This is a genomic window from Oleidesulfovibrio vietnamensis, from assembly GCF_055388115.1.
In genome coordinates this window covers 686651-708001 of sequence record NZ_AP042419.1, presented here as the reverse complement: position 1 = coordinate 708001, position 21351 = coordinate 686651, and the positions used below count along the sequence as shown (strand labels likewise).

Genomic DNA, 21351 nt, shown 5'->3' with positions numbered 1-21351 from the left:
TTTTATAAACATACCGGGCTGCTTCATAAAAAAATAAAAAAAATGAAATTTGTCCGTTGACAACAGACCCCTGTCTCTATACAAAGGCACCTCGCTGTTGGGCTGTCGTTCAATTGGCAGGACGACGGATTCTGGCTCCGTTAATCAAGGTTCGAGTCCTTGCAGCCCAGCCAAAAAAATTTTCATTGTGTCCCCATCGTCTAGCCTGGCCTAGGACACCTGCCTTTCACGCAGGCGACAGGGGTTCAAATCCCCTTGGGGACGCCATGAATAAAAAAAGCGCTTCTGCTTCCATGCAGGAGCGCTTTTTTTATTCATGGCCGCCGCCGACAGTGACCGCAGCTTTTCAACCGCTTCAGGCTGCGACCGCAGCGTTTCAACCCCTTCAGGCTCCGACCGCGGCGTTTCAACCGCCGCCGGCAGTTCAGCTGACCCGCCATATCCATCCAGCCCCGCGCAAAGCCCCGCCACAGCGTGCCTGTGCCTGCCGGGCTGACACCGGCACCGCACAGTGTTCCGGATGTTATTCAGGCAGTCATGCCGCAGGCAGACAGCTGCCTGTCTGCGCTCCTGCGCCCGCAAAGCCCCTCAAGCGAAAAACCTCCTCCGCAACCAACCTCACATTGCGCACAAATCGGCACGGCAGTGCGCCACCGTTTTATACAGTTTTGAAAACACATCTTACCTATTTTGCAAATAAGCATGACCACACAACCAATGTCCGGCACTGCTGCTGCAGCTGATCCGGTGGTCAGATTGCCGCGTCACAGGCCACTCCTGCGGACATAGCGCAGCCTCCTGCAATTTGACCAATCAACCAATATCACTGAATAAAATTCAGTGCTGACAAACAGATGGAATATTCTTTTTTTCATTTTTCCATGACACACAACTCCCTGACGCCCGCTGTCAACTTGTTGAATTTCAGACACTTTTTGTTTTTATATCATTTTTGACAATCCATATAACATTTTGTTTTTATTATGCTAAAATATACTAATCACCATCTGTACCGTTACAGATTTGACAGTTTTCCTTGTCTCATGGCACTTAGACCATGAAGGGCGGTTGCATCCGACCGTCATCGGAAAGGATGCTGCGCTTCATATTCGCTTCAGCGGCACTTCTGAATAGTATTCACAAATTTGTTTTCTGGATTGAAACGGAGGAAGAATCATGGGTAAAGGATGGCTGAAATCTGTTGTTGCCGGTGTGGCACTGACCCTGCTGGCCGGTCCCGCTTTTGCCGACACCATCAAGCTGGGGGTGCCGGGGGCACACAGCGGCGATCTGGCTTCTTACGGGCTGCCCACCGTCAACGCAGCCAAGCTGGTTGCGCAGCAGTACAACGAAAAAGGCGGCATACTGGGCATGCAGATAGAAGTGCTGCCGCAGGACGATCAGTGCAAACCCGAACTGGCCACCAACGCCGCCACCAAGCTTATTTCCGACAAAGTGACCGTTGTGCTGGGACACATCTGCTCCGGCGCCACCAAGGCTGCGCTGCCCATCTACAAGGAAGCCAACATCGTTGTCATGTCGCCTTCCGCCACCAACCCGCCCCTCACCCAGAGCGGCGAGTACCCGACATTTTTCCGCACCATTGCTTCCGACGACCAGCAGGCGAAACTGGGCGTTGATTTTGCCACGGAAAAGCTGGGCCTGAAAAAAATCGCCGTGCTGCACGACAAGGGTGACTACGGCAAAGGCTATGCCGAATTTGCCAAGCTGTTCATCGAAAAAAGCGGCAAAGCCGAAGTGGTCATGTTTGAAGGCATCACTCCCGGCGCCATGGACTATTCCGCAGTGGTTCAGAAACTGCGCCGTTCCGGTGCCGAAGGCGTGATGTTCGGCGGTTACCATCCCGAAGCATCCAAGCTGGTTTCCCAGATGCGCAAAAAGCGCATGGACCTGCCGTTCATCTCTGACGACGGTGTAAAGGACGACACGTTTATCAAGGTTGCCGGTGAAAACGCCGAGGGCGTTTACGCTACCAGCTCCAAAGACGTGAGCAAACTGGCCATGTATCAGGAAGCCATTGCCAGACATAAGCAGGAATTCGGCACCGAGCCGGGCGCCTTTTACAAGGAAGCTTACTCCGCCGCCATCGCCCTGCTGAACGCCGTGGAAAAAGCAGGCAGCACCGACTCTGCCCTCATCATGGACGCGCTGCGCAACAACTTTGTGGAAACCCCGGTGGGCACCATCAAGTTCGACAGCATAGGCGATGCCGAAGGCGTCGGCTTCTCCATGTATCAGGTTCAGAACGGACAGTACGTGGAACTGAACTGACACGCAGACTGAGGCGGGGGGCAGGCGGATATCTGCCTGTCCCCCGCATTTTGCACACCATAACATCCCCACACGGCTGATTCCCGATGAAGAGCGCGGGATAGCGTAGAACGGAAGGCATTCATGGACTGGACTTATTTCTGGGAACTGTTTCTGGGCGGGCTGACGCGCGGCAGCATCTATGCGCTTATCGCCATCGGGTACACCATGGTGTACGGCATCATCGAGCTTATCAACTTCGCCCACGGTGAAATTTATATGATAGGCGCCTTTACCGGTCTTATCACCGCGGGCGTTCTGGGCATCTACGGTTTTCCGCTGCTGGCCATTCTGGCTGTGGCAGTGGTGGTTGCCATCATTTATTCCGCTGCCTACGGGTACACGCTGGAAAAAATAGCCTACAAGCCCCTGCGCGGCTCCATGCGGCTGGCACCGCTCATCTCCGCCATCGGTATGTCACTGTTTCTGCAGAACTATGTCATACTGGCTCAGACCTCAGACTTTCTGCCTTTTCCGGCACTGGTACCGGATTTCGCCTTTATGGAACCCATCGCGCACATCTTTGCCTCTTCCGACCTGCTCATAGTGGCTACCAGCGCTTTTTCCATGGCGGGGCTGACCCTGTTCATCAAATACACCCGCATGGGCAAAGCCATGCGCGCCACCGCGCAGAACCGGAAGATGGCCATGCTGCTCGGCATAGACGCCGACCGCATCATTTCCATCACGTTCATCATCGGGTCTTCGCTGGCGGCGCTGGGCGGAGTGCTCATTGCCTCGCACGTGGGGCAGGTCAGCTTCAACGTAGGTTTTCTAGCCGGTATCAAGGCCTTTACGGCGGCGGTGCTGGGGGGCATCGGCTCCATACCCGGCGCCATGGCAGGGGGACTTTTTCTGGGGCTGAGCGAAAGCTACGCCACCGGCTACATCTCCAGCGACTATGAAGACGTCTTCGCCTTTCTGCTGCTGGTTCTGTTTCTCATCTTCAGGCCTTCCGGCATCATGGGCAAAGCTCCGGTCGAAAAGGTGTAACCAGAAGGCGGCGCGCACACGCCCGCCGCGCTTTTTCAGGATCGCATAGAATGGATAAAATCAAGCAATCGTTACTCATCTGCTTCTGGTTCATGTTCATGACATTTCCGCTGGTGGTCATCCGCGTGGACACCATCAACGACACCGTGACATGGCGCTGGCTCAACATGGTCTATATCGGCGCGGGCAGTTTCGTGCTTTCCTTTGTGTGGCGCTGGGCCATGGCCCGCCGCAATTCTAAACGTGCTACCGGCAGCCCCGCGGCGTCACCTGCCACCGGCATGGTGCACAGACTGGGACAGGACAGACGTTTTTCTGCCGCATTCTACTGTGCCGTGCTGGGGCTGGGCATTGTACTGCCCTGGCTTGTCTCCACCTACCAGACCAACATCATGATCTCGTTCCTGCTCTATGTCATTCTGGGGCTGGGACTGAACATTGTGGTGGGCGTGGCGGGCATGCTCTTTCTGGGCTATGCCGCGTTTTACGCCATCGGCGCATACTCATACGCGCTGCTCAATACCTATTTCGGCCTGGGATTCTGGACGGTGCTGCCTGTGGGCGGCATTCTGGCCGCGGCAGCAGGCGTTGCGCTGGCTTTTCCCGTGCTGCGCCTGCGCGGTGACTATCTGGCCATCGTCACGCTGGGTTTCGGCGAAATAGTACGGCTGGTGCTGGAAAACTGGAGCGACTTCACGCAAGGGCCCAGCGGCATATCCAACATTCCCCGGCCCTCGCTTTTCGGAGCGGAACTGGGCGTGGCCGAAACCGGCATCTACATCTACTACATTGTTCTTGTGATGGCTGTGCTTACCGTGGCCGCAGTGCAGCGCATAAAGGATTCGCGCATAGGCCGGGCCCTGCAGGCGCTGCGTGAAGATGAAATTGCCTGTCAGGCCATGGGCATAGACAGAGTGAACGTAAAGCTGACCGCCTTTGGCGTGGGCACGGCATAGGCCGGTTTTGCCGGCGTCATCTTTGCCGCCAAAACCACCTTCATCAACCCTGCCAGCTTCACCTTCATGGAATCGGCCATCATTCTTTCCATTGTGGTGCTGGGCGGCATGGGATCGAACTTCGGCGTCATACTGGGCGCGGCTTTTCTCATCCTGCTGCCCGAATACCTGCGCGAATTTGCAGAATACCGCATGCTCATGTTCGCATCGGCCATGGTACTGATGATGGTCTTCCGTCCGCAGGGGCTGATCACGCCCAAAAAACGCAAGTACGAAATTGATGATCCCGAGCTGCATGCCGGTAAAGAAGGAGAGGCCTGATGCCGGTTCTTGAGGTAGATTCCCTTTCAAAAAATTTCGGCGGACTGCGCGCCCTGAACGAAGTGGACATGCAGATAGACGCCGGCGAAATAGTAGCGCTTATCGGCCCCAACGGAGCCGGCAAGACCACCTTCTTCAACTGCATCACCAGCATATACACTCCGTCCGAGGGCACCGTGCATTACACGCGCGCCGACGGGCGCCGCACGCTGGTAAACGGCATGAAGCCCGATCTGGTCACGCAGATGGGCATGGCGCGCACCTTCCAGAACATACGCCTGTTCAAAAACATGACCGTGCTGGAAAACGTGATGATAGCGCGCCACTGCCGGACACATGCCGGAATCCTGGGTGCGCTGCTGCGGCCGCCTTCGGTCCGGCAGGAAGAAAAAGAAACCGTGCGCAGAAGCTATGAACTGCTGAAATACATCGGCCTGCACAAACTGTATGACGAACAGGCCAGCAACCTGCCCTACGGCGCACAGCGCAGGCTGGAAATAGCCCGTGCACTGGCCACGGAACCGGGGCTGCTGCTGCTGGACGAACCGGCCGCAGGCATGAACCCGCAGGAAACCGCCGACCTTGTGCGCCTGATTCTGCGCATCCGCAAAGAATTCAACGTGGCAGTGCTGCTCATCGAACACGATATGAGTCTGGTGATGAATCTTTCTGAACGCATCTATGTCATGGAGTACGGCTGTCTCATTTCGCAGGGCACTCCGGAAGAAGTCCGCAAAGACCCCAGAGTCATCAAGGCCTACCTCGGAGAAGAAAGCCATGCTTGAGCTGCGCAACATAGACACCCACTACGGCAACATACAGGCCCTGCGCGATGTCTCGCTGACCATCAACGAAGGCGAGATAGTCTCGCTCATCGGTGCCAACGGAGCGGGAAAATCGACCACGCTCATGTCCATATGCGGCGGCGTGCCGGTGACCCGCGGCGAGGTTCTGTTTGAAGGCAAACCGGTGCACACCATGAAGGCGGACCGGATAGTCCGGCTGGGCATCAATCAGGTGCCGGAAGGCCGTCTTATATTCTCCGACATGACGGTCATGGAAAACCTTGATCTCGGCGCCTTTCTGCGTGACGATAAAGACGGAATAAAACGCGATCTGGACTATGTGTTTTCGCTGTTTCCCATTCTTGCCGAACGCCGCAGACAGCTGGGCGGCACCCTTTCGGGCGGCGAACAGCAGATGCTGGCCATATCGCGCGCACTGATGGCGCGTCCGCGTCTGCTGCTGCTCGACGAACCTTCGCTGGGGCTGGCCCCCATCATCATCACGCAGATTTTCCAGATAATCGAAAAGGTCAATCAGGACGGTGTGACAGTCTTTCTGGTGGAACAGAACGCCAATCAGGCGCTGAAAATCGCCGACCGGGCCTATGTGATGGAAACAGGACGCATAACCATGAGCGGCACGGGCACCAGCCTGCTGGCCGACGACAATGTGAAAAAAGCCTATCTGGGCATGTGACCTGACAATCGCGCATGCGCACCGTCACAGGCCCGCAGCAAAAAAAGAAACGCCGTCGTCCGCAGGGACGACGGCGTTTTGCGTTGTACTTTACGGGGGATAAACCGCCATCAGCCGCCGAAATAACCGGGGCTGATAACCGAGAGTGCCTTGCTGTAATGCGTGCGCAGCTGGTTGAGCATACCCGCCATCTGTTCTTCAGGCTGGGCCAGACTCAGGGGGCATTCGTCACGCATTTTTTCAACCAGCATTTCCATCTCACGCACGGTTGATTTGATATGGTCAAGCGTATCCATGAACTCCTGACTGCTCTTGTGCTGGTCATTGGCGAGCACATCGTACAGTCTGGACTTCCATGCGTTCAGCTCCATTTCAAGGCCTTTGCAATAATGTTCCACGGCAGCCTGACGCTGTTCATCAGTTGCACATCCGTCAATACCGGAACAGCTCTGGCAGGGGCCGGGGTAATCCATATTCGCCATAGTTCTATCCTCCTGAAGTCGAATGCTCGTCACACTATTCCGGACGATATCACAAGGTCGCGCACTGTACATTATTTTACCGGAACCGGATGAAAACACCGCAGGTTACGGATAATGCCGCCCGCACCGTGCATCGTACGGGGCATAGCCAATGAGTAAGCACCGGAGAAAAAAATGCAAGTCCCCATGAAGCAGACGGCAGTGGCCCTGTAACTGCTTACACCGGAGGAGAAAGCACAGGGCAGTCTGTTTCCGGCTCGTCGGGCAGGGTGCAGTCGGCTGCGGCATTGCGCATCAGACAATGAAACACCGTCTGCACATATCGTCCGGAAAGAACATCAGGAAGGGGAAAACGCGGCAGTTCGCTGGCAGGAAACGCACCCGCCAGCGCCACGAAAACGTGTTCGGAAAGCCTGCCCAGCGGGCCGGAAAGTTCTTCTGCCCACAGCCGGAAGGCATCGTCAGCCGGAACATCAAAAAGCCGGCACTTCAGCGGTCTGTAATTATACAGCAGGCAGTGCCCTTCAACCGAAAGCGGACACAGCAGCTCGGCGGTGAGGCACGGGTCCTGCGCACCGGGAAAAGCGGCTGAACCCACATCCGCACGGATGCTGCTTTCCTGCTGCGAAGCCGTCAGGGCGCGCTCCATGACCTGCCTGCGCATATCGCTGGACAGCGCGGTGTTGATGCGTGTTCCCAGCGTCAGCGCTTCGATAAGCGTCAGAGCCACAGGAGAACTGCAGCAGCGGGCATGGTCTCTGCCGCAGCGCGGCAGCCCTTCGTGCCGTTTAAGCGCCAGACGTTCTACCTCGGCCTCGAGCAGCAGATAGTCGTCAACGTACGGCGCAAGGTCAACCCCGCCCTGACATTCCAGCGAAGGAGCACGCACCGTGAGCGGGGCATTGACCGTGCCGTAACGGCGCACCAGCCGCCACTGGTCAAAATTGCTCGGTCTGGCACGTAACCCGCGCAGCGTGCGCGCCGCCAGCCGGTGCCCCAGCCCCCGCCGCAGCAGGTAGGCATTAAGCACCGTGCCGGTCCGCCCTATGCCGTGACGGCAGTGAATGTATACCCGTTTTCCCAGATACAGGCATTCATCCACCCACTCCAGCGCTTCTTCCAGTGCATCCAGTGCGGGGGCTTCTTCATCAACCACAGGCAGATACCATGTGTCGAAACCGTTTTCGCGCTCAAGGTCTGCCAGACCGGGCAGTTCGGAACACAGGTTCAGAATGCTGCTTACCCCCATATCGCGCAGAGCCTGCAACTGCCTGCGGGACATGGGCGCCGCCCCCACCCCCAGCCGTGATGTCACCCAGTATACATGCAGGTCAGGATGAGGTTCCGGCGCACCTGCGGGGCGTTGCGGTTTCATAAAGTCACCCAGCATGCAGCGCAGCGCCTGAACCCCGCGTCTGATCAGCGCCATGCATCCGCCGCGGACCGCAACGCCGTCCCCGCTGGTGCCGGAGCTCATTCGTCCTCCAGCAGCGTCATAAAGTCCGCAGCCAGACCATCCACATCCACCCCCTCAAACAGCGTCATATCCATCAGACGCGTTCTGGCCAGCAGCAAGCCCAGCATGGCCAGCTGCTTCTGAATGGCGGTATCGTCGTCGTGCGGGTGCCGGGCATCCAGCAGATCGCCCCGTATCTGTATGAAAAAGCCCTGCTTCTCCAGCACGGAACGGATGAATCCCAGTCTCAGGGAACGCTGTTCCGGCGTGCCACCGCCGCCCTTGAACCTGAAATTGATATAATTATTCTTGCCGCTCTGTTCGCACAGCGTATCAACCACGGAAAGATGATAGCCGAAGCGGGCCATGAAATGCATATAGGTATGCGAAACAACGGCATAGCTTGCCAGATCCTGAGAATCCGCCCGCACACCGACGCCTGCGCTCACCCGGTCAAAGGATTCCCAGTCCATGGCGGGCAGCCCCTGATGCCACTGCACCTTGTCGGAAGACAGCCCGAACCACAGCGCCCACATGGGGACCGACCGCACATCATCGGGTGTTATTTCCTTTTTGCCCGCAGCGGTGGGAAACAGACCGTCTTCCAGATTGAGCACATACAATGCAATGGGCAGCGGCGACCTGAGCTGCTTGGCACCGGCAAGCCCCCTGCCGGAACGCCCCACCAGCGAAAACATTTCGGCCACGCCTTTTTCGTGCGCAAAGCGGACAAAATCATGCAGCGAGCGGCAATAACGCGGAGCAAAGGTTTCGGACTGCGCATCCAGCAATGTGAGACGCGAAATATGCTGCATGGCCTTGCCCATGCGTCTGGTCACCCCGCCGCCGGCGTGCACCCGCGGCCGAACACCGGCAAGGCGTTCTTCGCGTTCCAGCCCGCATACCCCGCCCGGGCAACCCGAGTATACCCTGCCCCGTGCGGCGTCCACGGTTACCTCCATGCCATCGGCAAGCGCCGAAAACGCCTGCTCCACCCCCACGATAACCGGCAGGCCGAATTCACGCGCCACCGAGGCGAAATGACTGGCTCTGCTGCCCTGACGGGCCACCACGGCGCTCAGCCTGTCAATGACGCGGGTGAGCGCCGGTCCCAGATTGCGGGTGACCAGCACCGAGCCTTCCGGCAGGTCATCCACTTCGGCGCAGTGTTCCACCTGACACACCACACCGCTGCCGAATCCCGGCGAGGCGCAGTCAGCCGCATCAAGCACCACCTGCATTCCCGCCAGCTGACGCTCATCGGCCGCTTCTTCCGCCACGGCTGCTGTCAGCACGGGGCGGCTCTGCAGAATGTGCAGCCTGTTGCGTCCGTCCACCGCCCATTCCACATCCTGCGGAACACCGAACAGGGTTTCAAGCTCCATGGCCATGGTTGCCAGACGGCGCAGTGTGGGGGCGGGAACCACAGCGTCTTCGCGCAGGGGCACCGCACGACGCAGAGAACCGCGCCGGTAGTATACAGACTGCGCCACGGCTGTGCCGCTGACCAGAGATTCTCCGGCGCCGGGCACGGCAAAAACAGACAGTACCCCGTCGGCACACGCGGCACACGCGGGCGGAGAAGGGTCACGCGTGTAAACCACCCCGCTTGCCTCGGCGTCAATCATCGGCATGATGATGGCGGCCATGGGGGTTTCGGCATCCGCCAGCCCGTGCATGATGCGGTAAGCCAACGCGCGGGGGGTGTATTTTCCCGCAACCACACTCTTCCATGCATCAAGCACACCGGCAGGACGCACATTAAGCTCCGACCCGTACTGCCCCGCAAACGAGGCTTCACCGTCTTCGGCCACGGCACTGCTGCGCACAGCCAGCAAGCGGCCGCCCCGTGCCAGTTCCATGGCGGCGATCTCTATTTCATCTGCCAGACGTTCCGGCACGGCCGCATTAATGATAAGCCCGCGCAGTTCACCCGAAAGCTCCGCCATGTCGTCGGGTCTGTCCAGACGCAGCCTGCACAGCAGGTTGTCCAGACGGCCGCGCAGGTCATTGGATTCTATAAAATAATGAAAAGCTGAAGTGGAAACCACCACGCCGGAAGGAACAGGAAGCGAGGTTTCACGCAGTATGCGCCCGAGATTGCGCGCCTTGCCTCCTGAGCGCCCGCCGTGCAGTCCGGCTTCTTCAAGCGGAATGACAAAAGGAGGAATGATTTCCGGTTCGGGCACGCTGACTGCCATGCGCGCATAAAATTCAATTTTTGTAAAATATTCCAGCAGGTCCATGTAACGCACCGGACTCATAACCTGCAACTGACCGATAAGCTCGCGCACCGTGCTGCCCAGTTCTTCCGTCAGCCATACCACGCGCGCCCAGTCGGCTTTTTCTCGCCCGTAATGAATTTCCTCCAGATCGGCTATCAGCTCCAGACAGGCATCGTCCAGCCGCAGCAGTTCCTTGAACGCATTATACTTATTGCGCAGCAGAGTGCCCGGCGCAAACGCCTGATATGTCCAGTGCCGAAAGAGTTCCTTAAGCGGCATATCTGCTCCCGTGGGCAAAGACGGCCTGTGCCGTTCTTAAGCGTCAGCCGCGCAGCACATCGCTGACCTTGCTTTCCAGCTCGTCTTTGTCGATGGGCTTCACGCAGTATTCATTGGCACCCAGCTTCATGGATTCACGGGCCGTTTCCAGCGTGGGATACCCCGTAAGCATGATGGCTTTAAGCGCGGGCCGTATCTTCTTCAGCTCCTCCAGCACCTCGACGCCTGTCATGCGGCGCAGCTTTATATCCAGAATGGCCAGATCAACCTCGTTGCCGCGGGCGTAGGCCAGCGCTTCTTCCTCTTCGGTAAACGCCGTCACGCTGTGCCCTTTACGCTCCAGAATCCGTTTAATCAGCACTCCGGCATCAATCACATCGTCCAGAACCAGTATATTCGCCATGTCGCGCTCCCAGAATTCTTCGGCTGCGGCCCGCACATGCCGCTGCGGTGCCGGTGGCGGCAGCCCCGCTCCGGCGCAGGTGCCGTTAACAGAATATGTGCAATCCTACACGGTTTCACGGATATCATCCAGACAGACATAAGCCGCCGTCAGCGGCATGACCGGACAATTGCCGGTGCAGTTGTCAGCCGCGCTGCGCAGCCCCTGCTCCGTCACCACGGCCTGTATGCCGTTCCGAATCGTCCGGAGCAGTGTCGTCAGATGCGGAATCGTCCGGCAGGGGCCAGTCAGGCGGTTCCAGCGGCAGCGTAACCGAAAACAGCGCACCGGGACCGGCCGGCTCGTCACCCCGCACTTCGTCCGGAATGACATCCGGCGGCAGGGGGCTGTGCACTGTTATTTCCCCCTCATGATCACGTATGATGCCGAACGAAACAGACAGGCCCAGCCCTGTTCCTTTGCCCACAGGTTTGGTACTGAAAAACGGGTCAAACACCGATGCCATGTTGTCTTTGCTTATGCCGGTACCGGTATCCGCAAAAAGGGCGCTTACCGTCAGGTTGTCGATATCAAGACGGGTACGCACCACAACCAGCCCGCCGCCTTCATTGGCCTGCACCGCATTGGAAAGCAGATTCATCCATACCTGTTTCAATTTGCCCGGATCGCCGTAGATAATAGGCAGACGGTCATCAAGCATGGTGACTATACGCACATTCTCAAGTGAAAACGCGTGCCGCACCAGCTGCACCACTTCCATGATGGAGTTGTTGAAACACATCTCCTTTTTTTCACTCTGCGAATGCCGTGAAAATCCCAGCAGGTCGGCAACGACCTTGCGGCAGAACTTGGCCTGCCGTTCGATGATTTTCAGATCCTCGTGCGTCTGCGAACCTTCGGGAACATCTTCCTGCAACAGCTGGGCGTATCCCAGAATAATACCCAGAGGCGTGTTTATTTCATGTGCCACCCCGCCGGCCAGACTGCCCACCGATTCCATTTTCTGCGAATGGATCAGCTGGTCCTGATAACTGCGGATTTCCGAAATATCACGGGCTGTTGACAAAATGCCTGTCACTCTGCCGTTTTCATCGGTCACCGGCACCTTGACCACATGGAACCAGCCTTCCTTGCCGTCCACTGCCGCCTTCAGCCTTGCCTCGCGGCTTACGGTCACACCGGTGGCAAGGATGCGCACATGCTCCTGTTCCCGCTGTATGGCCAGTTCCGGCGGAAAGATATCTCTGTCTTTTCTGCCGGGCAGATCTTCCGCCGGATGCCCCACCCAGTGACCGAAGGCTCTGTTGACCGCCAGATATGTTCCGTCGCGTCCGACCAGTGAAACAAGGTCGGGAGTTGATTCAATGATGGTACGCAGCAGCTTCTGCTGACGCGAAAGATCCTGCTCGGCCGCGCACAGTTCCGCCATATGCTGACGCAGCGACAGCGCCATGACGTCAAATGTTTCTGCAAGGTCCTGCAACTCGTCACCGGCCAGCCTGCCGTGAACGGGGCAGTCGGCACACGACGCGGCCATGTCATGTGCCAGACCGTTTTCCATGCAGCGCGTGTTGGCCACATGCCAGCACCGCCGCAGCGTATCACCGTATGCGGGGCAGTCGTCGCAGCCGCATTGTGTAAGCTGCCAGCAGTACGGCGCGTCGTGGGCTCCCACGGTCACATCCATGTTGCCGCGTACAATCTGTTCTGCATATTCACGCAGCATGCCCAGCCTGTGGGTTATTCTTCTGGCAAAATGCGTGGAAACAAGCACAGCCAGCAGCAGAGAGACCACTGTCAGTGTGGAAATGATGGAAACAAGCCGCTGCACGACCTTCTGAGCCTTGGTACGCGAAAGGCCCATGCGCACGGTGCCCAGACGCTCCTGCCCGATGCGTACCGCCACGGCAAAATCATAGATGCGTTCCGTGCCCGTATCCACCAGTCTGATACGGCGGGTGGCACCGTGGGGCAGCAGGTTCGCGGTGCGCAGCTCAACGGGAAAACCATCTTCAAACGAATGCACCAGCACCCTGTTGGCCTTGTCCAGCACAAAGGCATAACTTACGTCTTCATCCACTGTGGACAGTTCGTCCACCATGGTCTTGAGCCGCAGCAGATCCACCGACAGCATGGGGTCTGTCACTCGCAACGCAAGGTTGCTGGCCAGCACAAGCCCCCTGCGCCGCGATTCGGCCAGCAGTTCTGATGTGGAAATGTGAATGGACACAACGGCCAGCACCACGGAAACAGCCAGCACTATCAGCGTGATGCCCACATTGAGCTTGTTGCGGAAACGCATCCGGGTAAGAGGACTCACCAGTCCACCTCCCCGTACAGATCAAGTTTGGACATCAGCTCCCTTATGGGGGCGTAATCGGCATCGGCAGCGGGAATTATACCGCGTATGCCCGCATTGGCCAGTATGCGCCCGCCTTCGGGTTCTTCCATGGACAGCCTGAACATGGCATTGCGTATGCGGTCGACCACCGCGGGGTCCAGCCCCTTGCGCGCGGCATACACCCAGCCGGGATACGCCTGTGTGGTTGCGACAACCCGTATGCGTTCCGGATCTATTTTGTCACGCACGATATCCAGCGTACCTTCCCGTATGGAAGCAAAGTCGTACTTGCCCGCGTACACCGCAAGGACAGCTTTTTCCTGCTTGCCTCCGGGGCCCGGAGCAAAATCCACGGCCGCAAAATCATCCGTATCCAGCCCCATGTCGTGGAACATACCCAGCGCAAACAGATACCCGCCCGCGGAAAGCGGATCCACCGCTATCCAGCGTTTGCCCTCGCAGTCTTCAAGCCGCCGTATGCCGCTGTCGATGCGTGCGATTATCTGCCCGCGGAAAAAAGGTCTGCCCGACGGTTCGATGACTCTGGCAAAAGCGGTGGCCCCTTTCTGCGCCAGCCGGACATATGTGAACGGATTGGAAAAAGAGATATCTATCTCGCCGCGCTCAACCATGCGGGTGTGTTCTTCAAACGTGTCGGGAAACACCTGACGCATGGTAAGGCCCGATTCCCGCTCAAGATATTCCACCAGCGGGTTATGCCGCGTGTAGGACGTGGTGTGCGAATACTGGGGCAGGTAGGCGTAGGTGACCGCCTCTGCCGGTTTGGCCACCACAATACGTTCGCGGTGCGACAGGTCCACCCGCACCACTTCTTCATTTTCGCCGCAGCCCCCCGCCAGAACGCAGAAAAGCAGCAGGAACGCAAAAAGTTCCGGCTGCCTGAAAAAAATACGGCGCAGAGCGCTTTCCCCTGCTTCTGCGGACAGAGCGCCTCCGCCGGCCCGCGCGGCCTTTCTTCTGTCTGAGTTCTCCAAACCGTCACCTGCCCTCAGTCCGAATCAGTATATCCGCTCCGTCAGCCCCTGCGCAGCGCAGCCGCAACCGGCACGCTGCGGCATTATACGGTGTCCGTTTTCTTTTCCGCCGCACTGCATGCAGTGTCCTGTCCTCCGGCATGGCCCGCCTGCGGCGAAGCAAGCTCACCCCACGAGACAACCTTGCCGGCAGATTCCGCCGATTCGCGGCGCAGTCCGGCAACCCTGCGGAAAAAAGGAAACCTGTCGCGCACACGTGAAAACAGGATGCGCAGAGGAATGTACGTCATGAAAAATACAAAAGCATATCCCAGAGCCCAGCCGCCGTACGGAACATGGTACAGCTCGACACCGCGGAACCTGCCGTCAAGCCAGTGCATGGCAAACGGCACCGGCCACAGGCTGACGGCAAACAAAGCCGCCCCGCTGAAAAAAACCTTGCCGAAATATTCATTGGCCCAGCGGTTTGTGGCTTTGTAGGTGGCTTTATCCTTGTGGCGGATAGCTTCCACCGAAAGATTGTGCATGCGCACCATTTCCCGCTGCTGCCCGTCATAGAACTCTCTGTTCCACAAGTACACAAGAGCACCGGAAAATTCGCCCAGCAGGATACACCACAGCGAAAGGCAGGCCGTACCCAGCCAGAAGGCCGGTTCTGCCCACGGCAGCCAGCGGTACGGCGCTATGATAACGGCATCCAGCAGCAATATAAACAGATTCCAGTACTCCATCAGGGGCTACTCCTTTACGGGCGATACTAGCAGGGCCGGAGCCGTGCGTCATCCTATTCATATGCATGCCCGCACAGCAGAACCGGCACCTCCGCATGGCGGAACAGAGTCGCAGCGGTGCCGGTCCGGCTGAAAAGCAAAGTCCCGGCGGCGAGAGGGGCGGGCTTCCGGGGCAGGAAACCATCTCGCGCACCGGGTGCTCTGCGGCTGCACTGCGGGCAGCAGTACAGGCAAATACGGGCAAGTGAAGAGGGAACAAGGCGGGCGGATAGCAGCGTTATCCGCCCGCCGCAGGGGTCATGCAGTGCCGCGGCACCGCCCGTCTGCTAGAACGGGGGCAGTACGGCGTAACCGAGGAAGCCCTTGGTCACGTAGCGGATACCCACGTAGAAGGCGAGCACGATGAAGATGCGCTTCAGCCATACATCGGGGATATACTTGGAAGTACGGGGACCGATGAAGGAACCCACAAGGATGCCGACCAGTTCAACACCGATGAGCTGCCAGAACACCGGAGTGCCGCCGGCCAGCATGTAGGTGGTGATGGAGGTCACCATGCCGATGAGAACAGCCAGAGCCGAAGTACCGGCCACAAGGTACATGGGCAGACCGGCAACGCTGGTCAGGAACGGCACCAGCAGGAAGCCGCCGCCCACGCCGAGGAAAGAAGCCATGCCGGCGATGAAGAAACCGCCGATGGCAGGAACCATGGGGTTGAAGGAGAATTCAACACCGAAGAATGTGAACACGACTCTGTTGAGCGAAATGCTGACAACCTTGACGCCCTGTGCGGCGGTATCAACCTTTGCGCCTTCGCGTTCTGCCTTCATGGAAGCTTCAAAAGCCTTTGCAGCTTCCTTGGCAGCCTTTTTGCCTGCCTGACCTCTGGGAGAGGTTTCGTACAGCAGGTAGCAGCCGAGGAACAGAACAAACAGGCCGAAGTAACCGATGTAGGACTTCAGTGAAATTTTACCGGCGGTCAGCCACGGAATAAGGGTGGAACCCATGACGGAACCGATGCCCAGCGCCAGACCGAGGGGCAGCACCAGACGGCCCATCTTCCAGTAGTTGAAGGAAGACATACCGGCAGAGGTACCAACCAGCCACTGGTTGGACACGCGGATGGAGTCGGTAATGACCTTGTTCAGCGCGGGAGACGTTTCCTTGAAGCTGGAAGCGTAGTTGCCGAAGCCGAAAATGGTGATGTGGCCCACACCTGCCATGATGCCGCCGAAAGCGCCGACGGTGGAGAAAATCCAGCCTACCCAGCAGGCCCAGAAGAAGCCGAGAATCAGGTTGACGTTGGGAGCGCCCGCAATACCCAGATAGCCGGGAGCCGCATTGGGGTCGATCTGTCCGGCACCGGTGCCGGCGGGGGTGGCGGCAATGGCGTCAGCCAGCCGGTCTGCCAGAGCGGGTTGTGCACCGGCCAGAATAACCAGCCCGAGCAGACCCAGAATCAAAAGATGCTTGTTTTTCATGGTGCTGTTCTCCTTTGCTATGCGCCCGCCGCCGCGCTGCATGCGGCGGCGGACAAACAAACCCTTCAGGTTAATCCTTTGCTTTTTTAAATACGATAAGCGGGCAGTTTTTGCACACGTCCGCACCGGGGAAGCCGTCTCCGGGCTTGGTGATGGAAGAGCTGCCCAGCTTTTCCATGCGCTCGAGCAGGCGTTCGTACACCATCTGCATCTGCTCGCCGGGAATAATGACGTTGATTTCGCCGCGTTCGGTCTTGCCGGCGTTGTAACTGCCGGAACAGGCGGGCAGCATGTTGAACTGCTTTTCCACCATGGTGTACACGTTACCACCGCAGGCGGAAGAGTTCATGGTGATCTGCGGACGCAGGGGGTGGGTGTCTGTGGCGGCCATGTAATCCACGGCCAGATGATAGGCCTGCATGTTGTCGCAGTAGAAGTGCACGGTATCGGGCATAAATGTGGCATCGGCCAGAGGAGCCACCGCAATGCCTATAAGGCCTTCGGGCAGGCGCGATTTGGTTTCAACAAACCGCTTGGCCTGATCAAGGTCCTTACAGTATTTGGCATGGCTCTTCACTTCGGCTTCGTCCAGATCTTTCCAGCCGAAGCTGAAAACCGCGTTGCTGCAGCCCAGACCTTCGCGTTCGGAATAGACGGTCTGCCCCTTCATGCGGGCGGCTATCTGCCACTGACAGAATGTCATGGCCTTCAGCGGAGTGTAGTACTCGGTTTCAGCCTTGAACTTGTCCACTTCTGCCTGATCAAAGAAAAATTTAACAGCGACAGGGTAATGGTACAGGCGCAGTTCGTGCATGAGGGTGGCTTGCATTTCCTTGAAATTCACGGCGGTACTCTCCTTTTCGTTGTGCGGAAAGGGCGGTTCCGGAGGCTGCATCCCCACGCGCCTGCCTGTATCGCCCTCGCGTCTTGCTGTGTTGTTGACGCTCACTACCAATGCCCGCACTACCGCTCAAGATTCTTTGCGAATGAGAAAAAAAGGATTTTTTTTCACGAACTCACCCTCTCAAACCCTCTCAAAACATCATCCGATTGTGAATTATTTAACAATCAGACAACGCTAAGGTAATAAAATCAGAATATTATAACAAAATAACCATATATCCCACATGCCTCGCAGGGCAGCACTTTTACCGGACAATGCCACAAAGAGAGCAGAAAAAGACCAGTGCGTTCTGCTTTCCGGACCGGAAAAGCGCCTTGCACCATAAAGCACAACCGGCACCGCTCTGCCCGGGGCCGGAATGCAGGTAACAGTACCACACAAGCGCAACCTGTACAGCACAAATACACGTTTCAATCATGCCTGTGCCCGCAGTGTCAGTTTACTTTACAGAAAAAAACACTTTTGCCCTCCGGAGTATTTTTCAGCCTGCATAATATTGCCCGCAGCGCCGCAACAACATATCTTTCTGAATACTACTGTGCTTTATACGTACCTGATGCGTGCAACATGACGGCAGCAATATGAAAAATATTGCCCGCGCCGGCGGCAGCAGGTACATACCCCGCGGCACGGGCTGCCCACGGCAGTCCGCACGCCGGAAACACGGCCAGTATCACCCGCAGCAAAATGCTGCCGGGGGGAGGGATAAGCCATGACTACCGCAACAACAACCGATACAGCCCGACAGGGACAGGTTCTGCTCCGGCGGCCCGAAGCGGGCCGGCAGACGGAACTGACGACCGGAGCTCAGGCCATTATGCTGGGCTTCAATCTGGATGAAGCAACGCTGGTGCAGGATGGCGGCGATCTGATTTTCCAGTTTGCCGACGGCGGCACCATTACGCTGGAAGGCTTTGTCGATGGCCTTGCAGCGGGTGAAGCTCCGCAATTGACACTTGCCGACGGCACCGTGCTGGACGGTCAGGCGTTTTTCCAGATGCAGGGACTTGAAATTGAAACAGCCGCCGGTCCCGGCGCAGCAAGCGGCGGGTCGGGGGAATATTCCGACGATCCCGGCCTGCTGTACGACGGCATCGATCCGCTTGACCCCATCGGTAACGTCAACTTTGTCAATCCATTGCCCGAAGGCCCGCTGGACGAGGAAGGTCTGGACCCCGACGACGGCGGAACGGGCGCAGGCGGCACGCCGTCCACACTTATTGTGGGCAGCAACGAAGGTGACAACCTGACCGGCACACAACCGCACACCGACCGCGTGGACGACGGCACGCAAGTGCCTGTGGACAGCGGAACCATTACCGGCACCGGCGGCAATGATGTGCTGGTGGGTGATGCGCAGGGTCAGCTGGAAAACGCCAACGTGCTTGTTGTCATCGACATGTCGTACAGCATGTCCGAATCCATATCAGACGGAAACGGAGGCACGCAGGCGCGCTACGAAGCGGCGGCAAAGGCGCTGAGCGACTTCATCAGCAAATACGCAGGCCACGACAACATAAACCTTGCCGTGACCACGTTCGGCTACACCACGCTTAACGGACCGGTAAGTATCGACCTGACCAACCCCGATATGGCCACCGTCATAAGCAACGCGCTGCATGCACTGGGGATTGACCAGCCGCCTGTGAACCCGCAGGGAACCAACTTCGACGCCGCCATGGAAACCGGCAGAGAATGGTTCGATGCCGCCAATCAGGACCCCGGTCATGCCGGTTACAAAAATGTAGCCATCTTTGTAACCGACGGCGCCCCCACGGTGCACAATGATCCGGGCAGCACCGACGGGTACGACAAAGGCTCCAGCCTGAACGGCAAGGTAATGGACCAGAACGACTTTGACCCCGCGCTGGACGGATACAACGCACTTATCGGCGCATCATGGGGCGTGGAGGTCCATACCTTCGGTCTCGGACAGGCTGACACCATAATACGCACCCGTCCCGGCGAGGATATCAACCCCGCAGGTGACGAGACCGCAGGCTGGGTGGCCGATCAGTTCGACAACACCGGCGGATCGGAATTTGTCAACACCACCCCCGATCTGTCGCATGCCATGCAGAATGTCCATCAGCAGCTCGGCGACGACCTGCTGACCGGCGGCGACGGCAACGACATCATGTTCGGCGATGTGCTGAACACCGACGGCATCACTTCCATCAGCGGCAACGCAAGCATAGACGCCCACCCCGACGGACAGGGCTGGGCTGTCATGCAGAAGCTGGTCGCTGCCGGTGAATCGTGGGAAAACATCGTCGACTATATCCGCGACAACCACGAAGCTCTTGCTTCCGGTTCGCGCTACGGCGGCGACGACACCCTTGACGGCGGAGCCGGAGATGACATCATGTACGGCCAGAGCGGCAATGATGTGCTGCTGGGCGGCGCCGGAAACGACATTCTGGTGGGCGGACCGGGCAACGATACGCTTGAGGGCGGAACCGGTGCCGACACCTTCATGTGGCATAACGGCGATCAGGGCACAGTAACCACGCCTGCACACGACCACATCATGGACTACGACACCACACAGGGTGACAGCCTTGATCTGCGCGACCTGCTCTCCGGCGTGTCTTCGGACAGCAACCTGCACGACAACATCACCATAAGCAGCGACGGCACAGACACCACCATCAGCATACACGCCGACGGTGCTCCCGCACAGGTGGTGCAGGAAATCACCCTGCACGGAGTGGATGCCACATCCATGACCGATCAGCTGAACGAACTGAACATCATTCTGGGAACCCCGTAACAGCAACGGGGGCAAAAAAACACCAAAGGGCGCCGCAAAGGCGCCCTTTTTCATTCATATCCTCCGCCGCTCCCGCAGTCAGCGGGCCGCCTGACGGACAACATCGGTATACAGCTGTTTCCATTCCGCCACGTGCGCCGAAAATCTGAACCGCTCCGCCACGGCGCTCCCCTTTTCACGCATGGCATCAAGCCGCTGCGGGTCATTCAGCAGGGCTGTCAGGCCATCCGCCCATACGTCTTCATCCAGCGGCAGCACAACGGCGGCATCCTCCGTAACTTCCTTTACCGGCACAGTATCGGAAACAACCAGCGGCACCCCGCAGGCCAGGGCTTCCAGCGCTGCGTTGGGAAAGCCTTCCCAGCGGGAGGGCATGACAAAAACACTGCGCCGGTCGCAAAGCCCCTTCAGCACCGCGGGCACATCGCTGCGCATACCCGTAAAAACAACCTGTGACGCAATGCCCAGTTCTCCGGCCTGCTGTTCCAGCGCCGCACGCTCGCCGCCGTCGCCCATCAGCACAAAGAACGCATCAGGCACATCGGCGGTTATTTTCCGGAAGACGCGCAGAAAAAAATCCATATTCTTCACCGGCACCAGCCTGCATGCCGTCACCAGCACAGGCGCCCCCTGCGGCACCAGAGTGCCCGCATCCGCCGCCGCAGCGCTGAAATGCCCCTCGGGAATACCGTTGTACACCACCCGCGAAGGTGCGCGGAACAGGTTGTGATCCTGCTGCACCACGGCATCAACGGCCTGTGATACAGAGACAAACATGGCTGTGCGCGCCGAAAGAAGCTTGTTCATTATTCTGCGCACCGGCTTGGTCTCGCGGGCCATGGTGCGTATGTTGGTGATGACCGGCACTCCGGTGCCCGCCGCGGCAAGCCGGGTATGGTAATTGGCGGCAAAATGCATGGTCTGTATAACATCCGGCTGCAAACGGCGCAGCAGGCGCCGCAGCCTCAGTGTCGTATCCAGCCGGTGTGTGCCTGCCGGCAGACCGCGCCTTCCCACGTTGACCACGGACACGCCCGCCTCCGCAAACAGCGGCACCAGATCACCCTTTCCTGTCATGTTGACCACGGTAACGCGGCAGCCTTCGCGCTGCAGGCAGGGCGTGATGTTCAGCAGCCAGTTTTCTATGCCTCCGCGGAAAAGTCCGCCGATAACGTATACAATATGCATCTGTGTTCCT

General features: G+C 58.2%; 15 protein-coding genes, 2 tRNA genes and 1 pseudogene. 8 read left to right on the top strand and 10 right to left on the bottom strand.

What is annotated here, in order from left to right; translation table 11 throughout:
• The first annotated feature begins 98 nt into the window (after nucleotides 1-98).
• From ACZ5D1_RS02950 to ACZ5D1_RS02920, 7 genes and pseudogenes are all read left to right on the top strand, one after another.
• Nucleotides 99-173, top strand: a tRNA-Gln gene (locus tag ACZ5D1_RS02950).
• Between the two features lie 16 nt (nucleotides 174-189).
• Nucleotides 190-267: transfer RNA gene (locus tag ACZ5D1_RS02945), tRNA-Glu, on the top strand.
• Between the two features lie 909 nt (nucleotides 268-1176).
• The gene (locus ACZ5D1_RS02940) at nucleotides 1177-2292 is read left to right on the top strand and encodes a branched-chain amino acid ABC transporter substrate-binding protein (protein WP_011366720.1); all 1116 of its coding nucleotides are present in this window, start codon (nucleotides 1177-1179) and stop codon (nucleotides 2290-2292) included.
• Nucleotides 2293-2415: 123 nt separating this feature from the next.
• Complete coding sequence (locus ACZ5D1_RS02935) at nucleotides 2416-3324, top strand: branched-chain amino acid ABC transporter permease (RefSeq protein WP_011366719.1); 909 nt, start codon at nucleotides 2416-2418, stop codon at nucleotides 3322-3324.
• A gap of 50 nt (nucleotides 3325-3374) precedes the next feature.
• A pseudogene (locus ACZ5D1_RS02930) lies at nucleotides 3375-4601 on the top strand (ABC transporter permease subunit).
• Nucleotides 4598-5386: an ABC transporter ATP-binding protein gene (locus ACZ5D1_RS02925; protein WP_464556515.1), complete on the top strand. Its 789-nt coding sequence runs from the start codon at nucleotides 4598-4600 to the stop codon at nucleotides 5384-5386. The pseudogene ACZ5D1_RS02930 and the gene ACZ5D1_RS02925 overlap by 4 nt, the downstream one beginning before the upstream one ends.
• Nucleotides 5379-6083: an ABC transporter ATP-binding protein gene (locus ACZ5D1_RS02920; RefSeq protein ID WP_464555837.1), complete on the top strand. Its 705-nt coding sequence runs from the start codon at nucleotides 5379-5381 to the stop codon at nucleotides 6081-6083. The genes ACZ5D1_RS02925 and ACZ5D1_RS02920 overlap by 8 nt, the downstream gene beginning before the upstream one ends.
• A 110-nt stretch (nucleotides 6084-6193) precedes the next feature.
• Here the strand turns inward: ACZ5D1_RS02920 and ACZ5D1_RS02915 are convergent, their stop codons facing one another.
• The 9 genes from ACZ5D1_RS02915 to ACZ5D1_RS02875 form a co-directional block, all read right to left on the bottom strand.
• Nucleotides 6194-6565 carry a hypothetical protein gene (locus tag ACZ5D1_RS02915; RefSeq protein ID WP_011366715.1) on the bottom strand — a complete coding sequence of 124 codons (372 nt, stop codon included), beginning with the start codon at nucleotides 6563-6565 and terminating at the stop codon, nucleotides 6194-6196.
• A 217-nt stretch (nucleotides 6566-6782) separates the two neighbouring features.
• Nucleotides 6783-8042 carry a protein-tyrosine phosphatase family protein gene (locus ACZ5D1_RS02910; protein ID WP_011366714.1) on the bottom strand — a complete coding sequence of 420 codons (1260 nt, stop codon included), beginning with the start codon at nucleotides 8040-8042 and terminating at the stop codon, nucleotides 6783-6785.
• Nucleotides 8039-10525 (bottom strand): PEP/pyruvate-binding domain-containing protein, encoded by a 2487-nt coding sequence (locus ACZ5D1_RS02905; protein ID WP_273195161.1) that lies wholly within the window; start codon nucleotides 10523-10525, stop codon nucleotides 8039-8041. Before ACZ5D1_RS02905 ends, ACZ5D1_RS02910 begins: the two co-directional genes overlap by 4 nt.
• 43 nt (nucleotides 10526-10568) lie before the next feature.
• Nucleotides 10569-10928 carry a response regulator gene (locus ACZ5D1_RS02900; RefSeq protein WP_464555835.1) on the bottom strand — a complete coding sequence of 120 codons (360 nt, stop codon included), beginning with the start codon at nucleotides 10926-10928 and terminating at the stop codon, nucleotides 10569-10571.
• Between the two features lie 184 nt (nucleotides 10929-11112).
• Nucleotides 11113-13248, bottom strand: coding sequence for a two-component system sensor histidine kinase NtrB (locus tag ACZ5D1_RS02895; protein ID WP_464555834.1), 2136 nt, complete (start codon nucleotides 13246-13248; stop codon nucleotides 11113-11115).
• Entirely contained in the window at nucleotides 13245-14147 is a 903-nt protein-coding gene (locus tag ACZ5D1_RS02890; protein WP_234702947.1) for a phosphate/phosphite/phosphonate ABC transporter substrate-binding protein, read from the bottom strand. Before ACZ5D1_RS02890 ends, ACZ5D1_RS02895 begins: the two co-directional genes overlap by 4 nt.
• A gap of 200 nt (nucleotides 14148-14347) precedes the next feature.
• Nucleotides 14348-14995, bottom strand: a complete 648-nt coding sequence (locus tag ACZ5D1_RS02885) for a hypothetical protein (protein WP_011366709.1) — start codon at nucleotides 14993-14995, stop codon at nucleotides 14348-14350.
• A 326-nt stretch (nucleotides 14996-15321) separates the two neighbouring features.
• Complete coding sequence (locus tag ACZ5D1_RS02880) at nucleotides 15322-16476, bottom strand: sulfite exporter TauE/SafE family protein (RefSeq protein ID WP_011366708.1); 1155 nt, start codon at nucleotides 16474-16476, stop codon at nucleotides 15322-15324.
• A 70-nt stretch (nucleotides 16477-16546) separates the two neighbouring features.
• Complete coding sequence (locus tag ACZ5D1_RS02875) at nucleotides 16547-17320, bottom strand: DUF169 domain-containing protein (RefSeq protein WP_011366707.1); 774 nt, start codon at nucleotides 17318-17320, stop codon at nucleotides 16547-16549.
• A gap of 772 nt (nucleotides 17321-18092) precedes the next feature.
• Here ACZ5D1_RS02875 and ACZ5D1_RS02870 point away from each other — a divergent pair.
• Nucleotides 18093-20153: a type I secretion C-terminal target domain-containing protein gene (locus ACZ5D1_RS02870; protein WP_464555832.1), complete on the top strand. Its 2061-nt coding sequence runs from the start codon at nucleotides 18093-18095 to the stop codon at nucleotides 20151-20153.
• A gap of 78 nt (nucleotides 20154-20231) precedes the next feature.
• On the opposite strand, the gene ACZ5D1_RS02865 is transcribed toward ACZ5D1_RS02870, so the two are convergent.
• The gene (locus ACZ5D1_RS02865) at nucleotides 20232-21341 is read right to left on the bottom strand and encodes a glycosyltransferase (protein ID WP_011366705.1); all 1110 of its coding nucleotides are present in this window, start codon (nucleotides 21339-21341) and stop codon (nucleotides 20232-20234) included.
• Nucleotides 21342-21351 lie beyond the last annotated feature (10 nt).

Coding starts and splice junctions, on each gene's coding strand:
- ACZ5D1_RS02865 (WP_011366705.1), bottom strand. CDS start 21,341: ATGCATATTGTATACGTTATCGGCGGACTTTTCCGCGGAGGCATAGAA.
- ACZ5D1_RS02935 (WP_011366719.1), top strand. CDS start 2,416: ATGGACTGGACTTATTTCTGGGAACTGTTTCTGGGCGGGCTGACGCGC.
- ACZ5D1_RS02915 (WP_011366715.1), bottom strand. CDS start 6,565: ATGGCGAATATGGATTACCCCGGCCCCTGCCAGAGCTGTTCCGGTATT.
- ACZ5D1_RS02880 (WP_011366708.1), bottom strand. CDS start 16,476: ATGAAAAACAAGCATCTTTTGATTCTGGGTCTGCTCGGGCTGGTTATT.
- ACZ5D1_RS02885 (WP_011366709.1), bottom strand. CDS start 14,995: ATGGAGTACTGGAATCTGTTTATATTGCTGCTGGATGCCGTTATCATA.
- ACZ5D1_RS02920 (WP_464555837.1), top strand. CDS start 5,379: ATGCTTGAGCTGCGCAACATAGACACCCACTACGGCAACATACAGGCC.
- ACZ5D1_RS02900 (WP_464555835.1), bottom strand. CDS start 10,928: ATGGCGAATATACTGGTTCTGGACGATGTGATTGATGCCGGAGTGCTG.
- ACZ5D1_RS02910 (WP_011366714.1), bottom strand. CDS start 8,042: ATGAGCTCCGGCACCAGCGGGGACGGCGTTGCGGTCCGCGGCGGATGC.
- ACZ5D1_RS02905 (WP_273195161.1), bottom strand. CDS start 10,525: ATGCCGCTTAAGGAACTCTTTCGGCACTGGACATATCAGGCGTTTGCG.
- ACZ5D1_RS02940 (WP_011366720.1), top strand. CDS start 1,177: ATGGGTAAAGGATGGCTGAAATCTGTTGTTGCCGGTGTGGCACTGACC.
- ACZ5D1_RS02870 (WP_464555832.1), top strand. CDS start 18,093: ATGACTACCGCAACAACAACCGATACAGCCCGACAGGGACAGGTTCTG.